The organism is Paraburkholderia sp. 31.1, assembly GCF_014397645.1.
In the GTDB taxonomy this organism is placed as follows: domain Bacteria; phylum Pseudomonadota; class Gammaproteobacteria; order Burkholderiales; family Burkholderiaceae; genus Paraburkholderia; species Paraburkholderia tuberum.
In genome coordinates, this window is sequence record NZ_VZQN01000040.1 from 63,649 (window position 1) to 77,365 (window position 13,717).

The 13,717-nt window shown below is 59.8% G+C and carries 8 protein-coding genes; 5 read left to right on the forward strand and 3 right to left on the reverse strand.

Going from position 1 to position 13,717, the window contains the following annotated elements; all coding sequences use genetic code 11:
- Positions 1-131 precede the first annotated feature (131 nt).
- The 3 genes from F6X37_RS27300 to F6X37_RS27310 all read right to left on the reverse strand — a co-directional run bounded on the left by F6X37_RS27300 (position 132) and on the right by F6X37_RS27310 (position 3,856).
- Positions 132-935 (reverse strand): hypothetical protein, encoded by an 804-nt coding sequence (locus tag F6X37_RS27300; RefSeq protein ID WP_187613446.1) that lies wholly within the window; start codon positions 933-935, stop codon positions 132-134.
- 563 nt (positions 936-1,498) lie between these two features.
- Positions 1,499-2,806 (reverse strand): MFS transporter, encoded by a 1,308-nt coding sequence (locus tag F6X37_RS27305; RefSeq protein WP_187613447.1) that lies wholly within the window; start codon positions 2,804-2,806, stop codon positions 1,499-1,501.
- Between the two features lie 306 nt (positions 2,807-3,112).
- Positions 3,113-3,856 (reverse strand): GntR family transcriptional regulator, encoded by a 744-nt coding sequence (locus F6X37_RS27310; protein ID WP_187613448.1) that lies wholly within the window; start codon positions 3,854-3,856, stop codon positions 3,113-3,115.
- Positions 3,857-3,999: 143 nt separating this feature from the next.
- Here F6X37_RS27310 and F6X37_RS27315 point away from each other — a divergent pair, with 143 nt between their 5' ends.
- The 5 genes from F6X37_RS27315 (at position 4,000) to F6X37_RS27335 (ending at position 13,250) form a co-directional block, all read left to right on the forward strand.
- Complete coding sequence (locus tag F6X37_RS27315) at positions 4,000-5,304, forward strand: MFS transporter (protein ID WP_187613449.1); 1,305 nt, start codon at positions 4,000-4,002, stop codon at positions 5,302-5,304.
- Positions 5,301-6,188, forward strand: coding sequence for an amidohydrolase family protein (locus tag F6X37_RS27320; RefSeq protein ID WP_187613450.1), 888 nt, complete (start codon positions 5,301-5,303; stop codon positions 6,186-6,188). Before F6X37_RS27315 ends, F6X37_RS27320 begins: the two co-directional genes overlap by 4 nt.
- 7 nt (positions 6,189-6,195) lie before the next feature.
- Complete coding sequence (locus tag F6X37_RS27325) at positions 6,196-7,482, forward strand: ATP citrate lyase citrate-binding domain-containing protein (RefSeq protein WP_187613451.1); 1,287 nt, start codon at positions 6,196-6,198, stop codon at positions 7,480-7,482.
- Between the two features lie 27 nt (positions 7,483-7,509).
- The gene (locus F6X37_RS27330; protein ID WP_187613452.1) at positions 7,510-10,209 is read left to right on the forward strand and encodes a CoA-binding protein; all 2,700 of its coding nucleotides are present in this window, start codon (positions 7,510-7,512) and stop codon (positions 10,207-10,209) included.
- A 734-nt stretch (positions 10,210-10,943) separates the two neighbouring features.
- Positions 10,944-13,250, forward strand: a complete 2,307-nt coding sequence (locus F6X37_RS27335) for a WD40 repeat domain-containing protein (RefSeq protein ID WP_262420039.1) — start codon at positions 10,944-10,946, stop codon at positions 13,248-13,250.
- Positions 13,251-13,717 lie beyond the last annotated feature (467 nt).

The following is a 13,717-nucleotide window of genomic DNA, read 5'->3' on the forward strand; positions in this document are numbered from 1 at the left end:
GGGTGTATTCCGCTGCTTATGAAGGCCGCGCGGATATCGACCCAGCGTGACACTCGTGGCTTCAGGGAGCGGACGTCCGTAAATCGTCTCCAGAAGCACGAACGATTCAACGCGTTTCCCGCCGACTTCAGTCAGGGCCTCGCATCCTCTGGCTTGGGGCTCCTGGCATCAGCAAAGCGGCTTTGTACCGCGACGAGTTGGTCATCCGTGGTCGCCACCAGCCACAACCGTGCGTGCTCCGCGATTTGGCGGTTGTGGTCCTTCAACGGGCCCATTGCCGCGGCGGACTTCCAGACCACGGGGCCAATTCGGCTGCTCCTGCCCGACGGCGCACCCACCAGCAGGCAGTATGGCCCAAGAGGAAGCGAGACAAACGGAAGGGCCGGACTAGCGCGCACGCGCCAGTCGATGAACGGCGCCTCGCTGATGAGCAGGGGCGTGGGCAAGCCGTAAAGCACACTGAAATCGTACAGCGCCAATTGCTCGCGCATGCCCGCGTAGATACGTCGGATATCGTCGACAACCGCAGCGCGGATTTCATCCTCGAACATGGGTTCTTGCGCATAGCGTGCGGCGGCCTGCTGGGCGCTCAACTGATATGCGCTGAACAGGCCGAGTTCCATGCAGTCCTGCACTGCGCGCTGGACCTCCACGATAGTGCCGGCCTCCTCGGGCCTGCCTAACTGCGCTGCCCTCAAAAACCGGGCGAGCCCCGCCTCCTGGATCGCAGGACCTTCCACAGGCGCATCGTCGTCAGCATCCTTCTCGAGCGGCACGTGAATGTATTCTTCGGCCGCGAAGCGCGACTTCTTGCCTTCGTCAAACTTGATTTCGCCGTCGGTGCAGTCCAGATATCGGGTACCGATTCGGCCATGCTCCCAAACCCAATTTTTCAGGAGCGGACGTAGCGGATGCAGTCTGTCTTGATTAGCCATCGAAGCCTCCAGGTACCCCAGTATAGATCCACATGACCGCTTGCTACGTTGGGGAGGGACATGGCATCAAATCTAACCAGTGGATCGGCCTTTTCAAATCAGGCTTTGGGTCTCGCTGGCTAGGCACAGACTGGCCAGATCGGCCGCCCTCGAAATACTTGACGGGGACGGACTCAGGGCTTGTGGCAGCCGCTCAGCGACCTCGCAGAGCCGTTCGCGACCGTCTCAAATTGGCCGAACCTTGCCAATCGTTGTGTGATCGACAAGTGTCGGGTCATGACCGGCAGCACGCGACCCTGAAGAGACATCCAGCTTTCTCGTCAGCGGCCATTCGCCGCGTACAACCGATGGGGTTGCACGCAAATAACCCGTCTTATTTGATGCGCAAAGGGCTATGAGCGGTCGATTCGAGCCTTGCTCCGGAACGGCACTCCCAAGCCGGGCCGGATGGCTTCAAACCATCGCGAAGTTGAACCGCGCTCAGTCTGCAATCAATCGAACATGCGGCTCAAATGAGGGTACATTGCGTCTGTGCAAATAGCTTGGGGGTGTCATGGCCCGCATCAAAGCGGAACCGTTGATGACGCAAGCGCCGCCTTGCGATGCCCACCGACTGTCCACGCAATGATGGTACCGATTGCGAGAGCTAACAGGCATGCAGTCGGAACGAGCATGGGTGCAACATGACTGTTGGTTACCTTGCCAACGTACGGCATGAGGTTCTGTCCGAAGAACCCTCCAAGGTTTCCAATGCAGTTGATGGCAGCGACACTTGCGGCGGCTCGAGCGCCAGAAAAGAAGCGTGGGGGAAGCGACCAGAAGCAAGGGTATAGCAGTGGAATACAGGCGCCGCCCAGACACAGAGCAATGAAGCGCAACGACACTGTCGGCAACACGAGGCTCGATGCAAAGCATACGACGCCGATGCCGGCGACTATGGCCATTGCTTTTAACACCACCTGTTCACGTTTGAGCTTCCCGGGAAGCCAAAGCAGGAGAAGAGCCGCGAGTGCCCACGGAATCATGTTGAGCAGACCATTGACGCTCGATGAAACGCCCCAGCTCTTAACCAACGTGGGCAACCAGTACGTAACACCGTACAGCGACGTCGACATCAGCATGTAGGTCGCTGCGAACATGAGAACCTTCGGGTCAAGCAATGCCGCCCATGGCCGGGACTCCTTTGCTTCCGGGGACGCTTCGCGCACAAGCGCTGCGACCACAATGTCCTTCTCATCCTGAGAAAGGAAGTTCGCTTCCTTGACGGAGCTCGGTAGATATTTAAGCGCTACGAAGGCAATCAGTATTGCCGGAAGACCGGTGGCAAGGAAGACCCATTGCCAACCCGCCAGTCCCAGTGTTCCGCCCAAGGAAAGGAGCAGCCCTCCGACCAGCGCGCCAAGCATGTTTGCCAGCGAACTGCCGAGGGTAAAAAGGCCAAGCACACGTGTCCGGTAGCTTTGAGGAAACCACTGCGTCAGGTAGTAAATGACGCCTGGATAAAACCCGGCTTCAGCAACACCCAGCGCAAACCGAAACGAGTAAAAAGCTGGCAGGGACCTGGTGAACGCCATTAGCACTGTAACGACGCCCCACGTAATCATGATGCGAGCGAGCCACGTCCGGGCCCCAAACCGATGTAGCGCCAGTGTGCTGGGCACCTCGAACAGCAGGTAGCCAATGAAAAACAGCGATGCTCCAAGGCCATACGCGGCTTCCGTCATGCCGAGTGCCTGAACCATTTCCAGTTTCGCGAAGCCGACGTTCTGCCGGTCGATGAATGCGATGAGAAACATGACAATCAGCAGCGGCATCAGCCGCCATGCCATTTTCTTCATTACCTGCTGCTCACGTGTTACGGACGTAGACATGTTCGCTCCAAGTTCCATGCCCGCTGCCGCTCGACTGGCGTTTCGAAAACGGTCAGTCAGACGAAAACAAGCAGATTGATATAGTCATGTATATGTTTGTATGTTTGAGGTCGGGCTGCAATGAGGTATAACCCGGACGAGCGCACGCAAGCGAGCTGCGGCCGCAACTGGCGACCAGTGATGTATTCGGCGAACGAGGTGTAGAGCCTGAAAGTCGCAGGAAAAATGCGACCTGCCGGGTGACAGAAAGTCAGTTCGCGTTGTCGGCCCCTATGACAGCACCAAACGCGGCGGGAGGTCGCGTTGTCAGCGAATATCGACCTGATACTGGAACGCTGCAGCAGCACCACGCGTGGTGCGCCATTCAATAGGCGTCCCGGCGAAATCGGATGCCACACGGTGCACAAGGATTACCGGGCTGCCAACGTCGATATGCAAGAGCGCTGCATCAGCGTCCGTCGCCTGTTCGACGTTCAGAATCTCGGTTGCGGATGCGACGATTTGGCGGCAAAGCAGCTCATAGAGCGGATAAAGCAAATCTTCGAAGCCACCAAGGGGCAGAGTCGCCAGTGCTTCGAAACGGCTTCGAGGTAGCCATATTTCTTCCGACAAAACCGCTTGTCCCTCAATCAGTCGTACCCGCGAGAGATGAACAGCCTTCTCCGTCGCCTTCATCTGCAAGCTTGAGCGAATCGTCTCGTTTGGCTTGACGACCTCGCGGCTGAGCACCTTCGCCGTCGGTCGGACCGGCTTCCCGTCAGCTGACTTGAATCGGAAGAAGCGGAACAACGACGAATCAAAGCGAGGGCGCCGGACAAAGGTCCCCTTTCCCTGGGTGCGGGTGAGCACCCCGTCGGCCACCAGCAAATCAATGGCTTTCCGAAGTGTGCCGGTCGACACGTTATAAAACACGCTGAGTTCCGCCTCTGTGTCGATTGCCTTTTCTGGCGCCCACTCGCCCTCCGCGATGCGGCGCACCAGGTCATCGCGTAGCTGCTGGTATCGGGGCAATCGACTGTCTGGCCTGGCCGAGAACGACTGCATATCCATGATTCATATAGTTGTTCACAGGAATAGTCACTGTACAACATCTGCCGGAACAAGGGTAAATCCCCAATGACTTCTTCGTCGAAGCGCCTAAACTAAACATATAGTCATATACATGAATATATGAATTTACCTTGGAGACGGCGATGTTCACCTGGTACAAGCAAGGCACACCTCTCGAACGAAACACCTTCTGGGGATGTTTCGCGGGTTGGGGCCTCGATGCCCTTGATGTGCAGATGTTTACCCTGGCAATCCCCGCAATCATCGCAGCGTACGGCATCGACCACACGCAGGCGGGCGCAATCAGCGGCGTGACACTGGTGTCATCGGCGATGGGCGGCTGGCTGGCGGGCGCCTTGTCCGACAGGATTGGTCGGGTGCGGACGCTGCAGATTACGATTCTCTGGTTTGCAGGATTCACTTTCCTTTGTGCCTTCGCCCAGAGTTTTCCTCAACTACTGGTCCTGAAGGCCCTGCAAGGGTTCGGGTTCGGCGGAGAGTGGGCTGCAGGCGCCGTGTTGATGGCTGAGACCATCCGGACGGAACATCGCGGCAAGGCCATGGGCGCGGTACAGAGCGCCTGGGCCGTCGGCTGGGCCGGCGCAGTGCTGTTGTATGCCGCAGCTTTTTCGTGGTTGCCGTCAGACACGGCGTGGCGTGTCATGTTCGGTGTTGGCCTGCTGCCCGCGCTTCTCGTCCTTTACGTCCGCCGCAATCTCCGCGAACCTGTGCGCGTTGAGCCGTCTCGCGCTGAACCAGTGGTTTCTGTGTGGGCGCAAATCGCGCAAGTATTCCAGCCGCGCGTCATCAAGACCACCGTTATCGGCGCGGTTCTCGGCACAGGCGCCCACGGCGGGTACTACGCCATCATGACCTGGTTGCCGACCTTCCTCTCCAAGGAAAGACATCTGTCGGTCCTCAACACCGGTGGGTATCTTGCGGTTGTTATCGTGGCTTTCTGGTGCGGCTGTATGGCGAGCGCTTACCTGCTCGACCGTATCGGACGGCGTCGCAACATCGCATTTTTTGCATTTTCCTGCATCGTCACCGTGCTCGCCTACGTGATGCTTCCATTGAGCAACACGCAGATGCTTGTTCTGGGCTTCCCGCTAGGCTTTTTCGCCGCCGGCATCCCGGCCAGCCTGGGCGCACTTTTCAACGAACTCTATCCTGCGGACATGCGCGGGACAGGCGTCGGCTTTTGCTACAACTTCGGTCGCATCGCCTCGGCGGGTTTCCCGGTGCTGGTCGGGTACATGAGTCATTCGATGTCGCTGGGAGCAGCGATTGGTATCGATGCCGCAATTGCGTACGGGCTGGCGATGGTTGCCGTGTTGTTGCTTCCCGAAACGCGCGGCAAGCGCTTGCGGCCGTCCGGCGTCGAGCAGGCTTCACAACTGGTCGCCGACGCCGAATTAGCGCTTGACCATCACCGGAGCCAGCGATGACTCAGGCCCCATCCATCGGGCGGCCACGGCTGCCGCGCGTTGACACGCACGCGCACGTGTTTGCCAGGACTCTGCCGCTGGCGGACGGACGGCGCTACGCACCCGACTATGACGCAACGCTGGACGCCTACCTGAAGCTTCTGGACGAGAACGATATTGGCAATGCCGTCCTTGTCCAGCCCAGCTTTCTCGGCACCGATAACAGCCATCTTTTACAGGCGCTGACCAGCGACATTAGCCGGCTGCGAGGTGTAGCAGTCGTGGCCCCCGAAATTTCAGAAGACGACCTGCAGCGACTGAACTGTCAGGGTGTGACGGGCGTGCGTCTCAACCTTGTCGGACAGACGCTCCCCAAGCTGGGCTCGGCGCCATATGTAACGCTTTGGCGGCAGTTATCAAAACTAGGCTGGCATGTTGAGTTGCACAGGGAGGCGTCGGACCTGGCGCCGCTCGTCAACACTTTGCTGGATGTGGGCTTGCCAGTCGTCGTTGACCATTTTGGCCGCCCTGACCCGGACAGCGGCACACGCGACCCGGGCTTCCACGACCTGTTGAAGTTTGGCCCTTCTGGCCGCGTGTGGGTCAAGATTTCGGGCGCCTATCGGTGCTCGGAGCCGGACTCGAGTTTCATGCGCGATGCCACGGACCAGCTTATAGACGCATTTGGCGCCGAACGTCTGATGTGGGGTAGCGACTGGCCACACACGCAGTTTGAACATGCGACGGACTACAGCCAGACGCTTACCGCGTTGCTGGACTTACATCTTGCGCCCGCGATTGTCGAGGCAATCCTGTGCTCAACCCCGCACTCGTTTTACGGGTTCGACAAAGACCCCGTGAGGGATATTGTCCCGACGACACCGACTTCCCAACTCACTTCCTGAGGTCATCATGCAAGTCACCGGTATGTTGCACGGCGCCAGATTGCTGCAGTTCGTGGGCTTTCCGACGCCCGAGATTCTGGGTCCGGACGCTAGCGAAGAACAGATTCGAGCGATGCTGAAAAAGCACGGGATGATTTTCATCAAGCCGGTTTTCAAGGGCGGTGTTGGCAAGAAGGGCAAGGCCGGTCTGATTGGCCGCGCGACTGACCTGACGACCGCCTTGAAGGAGAAGGAGCGTCTTTACTTCGTCGAACATCACGTTGCCAATACTGTGTCGAAAGCCAACGGTGTGACCTTTGAGGCGGGAGTGCCTGCCGAGTACGAGGTCTATTTCTCGATTACCGACTCGACACATTTCCGCGCGCCCACCATGACGCTTACGCACCACGGTGGCGTTGACATCGAGGAACTGGACAAGTCGCAAGTTGTGCAGATTCCGTTTGACCCGCTCACCGGGCTCAAGGCGTTCGTCGTGGCGAACGCGCTTTCGACGCTGGGCGCACCCAAACAGATTATCTCGCCGCTTGTGCAGCACCTCCCCAAGTTGTGGGAGCTCTATCACGGGTTCGGAATGACGACCCTCGAACTCAATCCAATCCGGATGCGTGAGGATAGCAAGGGAAGGCTGACACCCGTCGCCTGTGACTTCAAATGCGGCTTCGACCGTGATGACCCGCGCTGGCAGCGCCTTGACCTGCCCGCGCATCTCTTCGCAGTCGACTATTCAGACTTCGAACAGGAAATCAACCAGCTTCGCACGTATCAGGGGCAGAGCGACGTCTACGTCATTAACGCGAAGGGCAGCATTCTCGCTCCGACGTTCGGTGGCGGCGCGAACTCCCTTGTCACGCAAATGCTCGGAGACGACGCCATCATCTCGTCAGACTTCGGCGGCAATCCACCCTACGAAAAAATGAAGGAAGTTGCCCGCATCTGTTTCAAGCACTGGATTCAGCAAAGCAATGTTCTGTTCATTATTGGTGGAAAGTCAAACAACACGGATATTTTCGAAACATTTCGCGCAATGGCCGACGCGTTACGCGAGCACTTCAGTCAGCACGGCCCAACGCCGCTCTATGTGGTGGTCGGCCGTGGTGGCCCAAATCTGGTTCGTGGAATGAGTGCATTGCGCGACACGCTCGATTCGCTGGGATTGCCGTACACCTTCTTCGGCTTTGACTCGGACATGAGCGAGGTGGTCCTGTACGCGAAGCAGGTTGACCAATGGATGAAAGCAGGCGGCCGTGAGCAGATTGCCGCGAAGCTGGGAATTGCGGTCAAACAGGCTGCCTGAGCATCTCATCGACTGAGGAGAATCATTATGTACAAGCAGGGCATTGGCGATTTTAAATACTTCGTAGGAATTAGTTCGTTATCCCAAGTTGCCACAAAGGACGACCGCGTTTGCGTGCTCAACATTCTGGGCGGCGAGTCGAGCGATGTCACGCCCGTCGGTCATGCCTATTCCGGTGGCAATGTGGTGTTTGGTACGGCTCCGGGAAAGCGCGGACAGGTACTGGAAACGGCACTTGGAAGCGTGCCGGTCTACAACAATGTCCTTGAAGGCCTGAACGATGGTCACCGGTTCAACTGCGGCGTCATCTATCTGCCGCCTTCCGCTGCACGGGACGGCGTGGCTGAGCTAATCCGTGTCAATCCGGAACTGAAGAAGATTTTCATCGTTACCGAAAAGCTGGCCGTCAGTGACTCGCGCGAAATCCGCGCGATGGGTCAGTCCAACGGGGTCGACATTTTTGGCGGCAACAGCCTCGGCGTGGCTGACGCCTGGAACCAGGTGCGTATCGGGGGAGCGCTGGGCGGCGACCACCCTGAAGAGGCATTGCGGCGTGGCTCGATTGCCTTGTTTTCCAACTCGGGCAACTTCACGACTACCATCGCAACCTACCTGCGGATGGCCGGATGGGGCACGACTACAGCCATTTCAAGTGGCAAAGACGTCTACATTCAATTCGCGGCGCCCGAGTTCGCTGCGGCCCTGGCAAACGACGCGCGAAGCAAGGCGGCCGTTCTTTATGTCGAACCTGGCGGCTACTACGAGCTCGACGCCAACTTTACGAAGCCGGTGGTTGCGTGCGTCGTGGGTCGCTGGAAGTCAAAGCTGACCCGTGCTGTCGGACACGCGGGTGCTATGTCCGGAGGCGCGGACGACGCCGCATCGAAAGAACAATGGTTTCTCGATAAATTCGGGGTGTCAAGTGTGTTCACACCGGACAATCCGGCCGTGTCGGCAAAGGGCGCGCTTGTCACGAACATCGCGCACATACCCGCCGCTCTGACGGCTGTGATGCGTGAAAACGCCTGCAGGCCAGATTTCGAGCCGGAAGGTAACCTCGCATTAAAACCGTGGTTTAGCAGTCACCGCGGATTGAGCCTGCCGCAGGCGCTCGATTTGCCTGTCGTGCAGGCCACGGCCCCATACGATGCCCAGATTGCCGCGCTCGACAAACAGGTTGGAGCTGTACCGCCGCGACAGTCGATGAAGGATGCTTCTGGCGCGTCGCAGATGGACCCGAAGTCGCAGGTGACCAGTCTGTACGGCGTTTCGATGCTTGATGCGGCGCAGTACCCCCTTGAGACAAACGTAAGCCTCGCGCTGCTCCACGAACCCGGCGGGATGAACGACCGCGCGCTAATCAATGTCGCTGTGAGTGCGTTCCTGAACCTGTATGGACATCCCGCACTTGGGGCTGCCCAGGCGGCACGGGATGCCGGTAATGCGCCAAACACTGTCCTTGCAGCGGCGGCGAGTATCATCGGGCCCCGAGGGCAAGCCGGGTCTCGCCAGGCGGTCCGCGCTCTAATCGACGCCTTTGCCCCGGTGAAGCTCGAGAACGCGATGGATGAGAGTTTCGACTTTTCGCGCGCCGAAGTCACCGACCTCAGCCTGTTCGTCGGCAGTGAACCGGATTTGCGGGCCCGCGCAATCCTGGCGGGACTCAAAGCTCGCGACGTGAAGTCGACATTCGTGCAATATGTTGAAAGCCTGCCCGGCGAGCCGACTACCGATGGCGTATTGGCAGCCATTTGCGCGACGCTCGCATGGGGACCGCTCATGCGCAAACGCATTTCACGCCTTTCGGCTGAGAGCCTTCCGTGGTGGATACAACTTTTCGGCTCCCTGATAGGCGCTTCAGTGCCCTCGGACCAGCACGGTCCGGACAGCTTCTGCGGCGTCGAAACGAAGACAGTCCTGGAGGAGCGTTCGCTTGGTGAAACCGCCTTCAGCGCGTTGTTTGGATTGTCGCCAGGCACGAGCGACTTGTTTTCCTTCCAATTGCTGGTCGGTCTGCTGCTGTCAAATGGACCCGGAACGATTTCCGCGCAGGGTGCAAAAGGTGCGGTCTCTGCCGATGGTCCCGAAGACCCCGAGCGCGTCCAGCTCAACAAGGCGTTAATCGGCTTCCTTACGCACAGTGGTTACACGCATGGCGGCAATGGATTTGAGGGAATTGCGTTTCTGCTAGACCAGTTCGCGGATAGCGGACTGACTGACCCGGGCAATCCTGCGCACGGGCTGGATTTGAAAGCACTAGCGATGACGTACGTCGAAAGTTACGCCAAATACAAATCGAGCAAGAAAACGAGCGGCAGCCTGGACATCCAGAAAATCCCTGGCGTGAATCATCCGGTGTTTAAAGATAAACCCGTCAATCACGACCCGCGTGAAATGTTCGTGCGGCAATTGTTCGCCGAGCGCGACGAATACAACATCTTCCACGACTTTTACCGGACGTTGGTCCAAAGCCTGTTCGACGCGGGGGTTTCGCGAAACGTTTACTGCGTCAACGTCGATGCGGTGATTGCCGCGTTACTGCTCAAGATGCTCTGGCAGCCGTATCGTGACGGAACGTATTCGCGCAACGCTTTGGAGACGGCCGCCTTTACCATCTTTCTTTACCCTCGCATGCTCGGTTGCGCGGCTGAAATCGATGACCATATGAACCGCGGAAGGAACATGGATACACGTACACCAGCGTCGGAGTGTCGTTTCGTTGCGTAGCGGGATGACCCGGAAGCGCACGAAGTCTTTCCGCGCTGCCGGGTTCATGCCCACAACTATCAGTTGTCTCCGCACGGGATTGGGGGTGCGAGTCGTGCACGCTTTTCCGAACAACCCGAGCCTATGTGGCGATTATTCGTTGGCCTTGCTCAACTACGACGCGTTTCGCTTCGCGAGGCTTCTCCTCTTTGGGTTGCGGTGATCATAGACGTTCGCTGTCTCGGAAGTGTGCTTTACCCGGACCTGAAACATGCGCGATACCGAACATATGGTTTAACGCGATCATTTAGCAATTTCATCAGTGACGTCTCCTGCAAGGCGGAACGGATGCAGCGTCAAGACCATTGCTTCGGCTCATCTATTGTTGACGATCTGGGTCGTGTTGTCGAACGACCGAATGTGACCGAACCCGGACCGATAGCTGAACTGAGAACCGCTTGCCGGCCCGCAGCGGATGATCGTCGCAAGTCCCCTGTCAGCGGACACTGGTGCGCACTGATGTGCTGTTTCCTGGAATCGAGTGCGTGGTGTGGCGTGAGACGATGCGACCGGGAGCCCCCAGACGTCTGGGCGACGGTGTGGGGCGAGCGATTTCTTTGAGAATTGGACATGTGCGAATTGCTTTCGGCTGGGCGCGGACGACCTTTCCTATCTATGGACTTGCTGCGGGCGCAACGAGGTGGCACGCGCAGAGCGCGAGTCGCAGTTGCAACAAATCGTTGAGGATCAAGCCCATGTCAACGAAGAGCGGGCACGGACAGGGCGCGCAGCGACGCATCCAGGTACTGATTGGCACAATCGTATTCATTCTAATTGTGACTGCCGGGTCGATCATTCACCAGACTCGGACGGTTGCACGCCAGACTTCCCTGGCGTTGGCGTCGGCCGCGACAACGGCGAACGACGCGGGAAATTATGACCGCGCAATGCGCTTCGCGATGCTGGCGATGGGCAACGGTTGGCTCTCGCCGGGATCGGTAGAAGCAGAGCTTGAGCTTATGCGTGGCGCGCAAGCATCAGTGCAGATTGCGTTGCTCGGCGGCCATCAGAATGCGGTTGATTCCGCCGTCTTCAGCCCGGACGGTAAGCGGGTGGTGACCGCGTCCTGGGATGGGACAGCGCGGGTGTGGGACCTGGCCACGGGTAAACAGATTGCGCAGCTCAGTGGCCATCAGAATCTGGTCTATTCTGCCGCCTTCAGCCCGGACGGCCAGCGGGTGGTGACTGCGTCCGCAGACAGGACAGCGCGGGTATGGGACCCGGCTACGGGCAAACAGATTGCGCAGCTCAACGGGCATCAGGATCTGGTTTATTCCGCCGCCTTCAGCCCGCACGGCCGGCGCGTGGTGACTGCGTCCGCGGACAAGACAGCGCGGGTGTGGGACGCGGCTACGGGCAAACAGATTGCGCAGCTCAGCGGGCATCTGAAACCGGTCTTTTCCGCCGCCTTCAGCCCGGACGGCCGGCGCGTGGTGACCGCGTCGGCGGACAGGACCGCGCGGGTGTGGAATGCGGCGACCGGCCACGTGATCGCACAGCTCACCGGGCATCGGGAACCGGTAAGCTCCGCGGTCTTCAGCCCGGACGGCCGGCGCGTGGTGACCGCGTCCGATGACAAGACGGCGCGGGTGTGGGATGCGGCGACCGGCCAGGTCATCGCGCAGCTCATAGGGCATCGGGGACCGGTTTTCTCCGCCGCCTTCAGCCCGGACGGCCAGCGCGTGGCGACAGCGTCCGATGACAACACCGCGCGGGTGTGGAACGCGGCGACCGGCCAGGCGATCGTGCAGCTCACTGGGCATCGCGGACCGGTGAGCGCCGCCGCCTTCAGCCCGGACGGCCTGCGCGTGGTGACCGTGTCCGATGACAAGACCGCGCGGGTGTGGGATGCGGCGACCGGCCAGGTGATCGTGCAGTTCACCGGACACGAGGGGCCGGTGAATTCCGCCGCCTTCAGCCCGGACGGTCAGCGGGTGGTGACTGCGTCCCGTGACAGGACCGCGCGCGCATGGGACGCGGCGATGGGCATCTTGCTGCTCAGAGGGCATCAAGGGTCAGTTATTTCCGCCGCCTTCAGCCCGGACGGCCAGCGGGTGGTGACCGCGTCCCGTGATCGGACCGCGCGGGTGTGGGACGCGGCCACCGGCAAACAGATCGCGCAGCTCAGCGGGCACCAGGATCTGGTTGATTCCGCCGCCTTCAGCCCGGACGGTCGGCGCGCGGTGACCGCGTCCGCGGATGGGACCGCGCGGGTGTGGGACGCGGCCACCGGCAAACAGATCTTGCTCCTCAGCGGTCATCAGGGCCTGGTTGATTCCGTCGCCTTCAGCCCGGACAGCCAGCGGGTGGTGACCGTGTCGTGGGATGGGACCGCGCGGGTGTGGGACGCGGCCACCGGCAAACAGATCTTGCTCCTCAGCGGGCATCAGGGCCCGGTTGATTTCGTCGCCTACAGCCCGGACGGCCAGCGGGTGGTGACCGCGTCCCGGGACGGGACCGCGCGGGTGTGGGACGCGAGCACGGGCAAGCAGATCGCGCAGCTCAGCGGGCACCAGGATCTGGTTTATTCCGCCGCCTTCAGCCCGGACGGTCGGCGCGCGGTGACCGCGTCCGCGGATAGGACCGCGCGGGTGTGGGACGCGGCCACCGGCAAACAGATCGCCCAGCTCGGTGGGCATGAGGGACCGGTTTTCTCTGCCGCCTTCAGCCCGGACGGCCAGCGCGTGGTGACCGCGTCCGCGGACGGGACCGCGCGGGTGTGGGACGCGGCGACCGGCGAGGTGATCGCGAAGCTCACCGGACATCAGGGACCGGTTTTCTCCGCCGCCTTCAGCCCGGACGGCCAGCGGGTGGTAACTGCGTCCGCGGATCAGACCGCGCGGGTGTGGCCTATCCGATGGCTCATGCAGAAGCGAGGTCAGAGCCTGGCTAAAGCCGTGTGTAGGGAAAGGCTCGTGGGAGCAAACCTGCTCACAACCGATGATGAAGCTGCCCTTTCTCTCGTACGCGGGCGCCGGGGCGAAAACGTATGTGGATCGTAACTCGCCGACCGGTCGGAGCGAGCTGCAACGATACGTTTGGCCAGCGCGACCAATTGCTTTCCAATCTTCCTGACTAGCTCTCACATCGAAGTCCGCGGCCACGAGCAGGTCCATCGCCTACTCGTAGGTCCGCTCATGTTTTCCTCTGCACCGTGAGCCGCTCATCCGGCGTTCATTGCGTTGCATCGACCGGTTGAATCCGCCAGTGCAATCGAAATCGGCCGCTCAGGCAGTCGAGGGTCTTGTTTGCTCACTTGACACCGGGCCCGCTAATGGGTGGGTGTCAACGATCACATCGAAGCGGAAGCCGTCCGCCATGACGTCAAGGCCACATTAGCCAGAATGGCACTTACTTAAGCCTACATGGAGGAGAAGACGCGGGTAAGTGCTTGAAGAGAAAGGGAGGGGGCTGATCCAGGGATTGATACGATGGTTGTTACCAGGCAAACACCGTCTCATTCCAAAGA

Bases quoted from the DNA above. Each gene is read 5' to 3' on its own strand.
- F6X37_RS27300 (WP_187613446.1), bottom strand. From the start codon at position 935: ATGGCTAATCAAGACAGACTGCATCCGCTACGTCCGCTCCTGAAAAAT.
- F6X37_RS27305 (WP_187613447.1), bottom strand. From the start codon at position 2,806: ATGTCTACGTCCGTAACACGTGAGCAGCAGGTAATGAAGAAAATGGCA.
- F6X37_RS27310 (WP_187613448.1), bottom strand. From the start codon at position 3,856: ATGGATATGCAGTCGTTCTCGGCCAGGCCAGACAGTCGATTGCCCCGA.
- F6X37_RS27315 (WP_187613449.1), top strand. From the start codon at position 4,000: ATGTTCACCTGGTACAAGCAAGGCACACCTCTCGAACGAAACACCTTC.
- F6X37_RS27320 (WP_187613450.1), top strand. From the start codon at position 5,301: ATGACTCAGGCCCCATCCATCGGGCGGCCACGGCTGCCGCGCGTTGAC.
- F6X37_RS27325 (WP_187613451.1), top strand. From the start codon at position 6,196: ATGCAAGTCACCGGTATGTTGCACGGCGCCAGATTGCTGCAGTTCGTG.
- F6X37_RS27330 (WP_187613452.1), top strand. From the start codon at position 7,510: ATGTACAAGCAGGGCATTGGCGATTTTAAATACTTCGTAGGAATTAGT.
- F6X37_RS27335 (WP_262420039.1), top strand. From the start codon at position 10,944: ATGTCAACGAAGAGCGGGCACGGACAGGGCGCGCAGCGACGCATCCAG.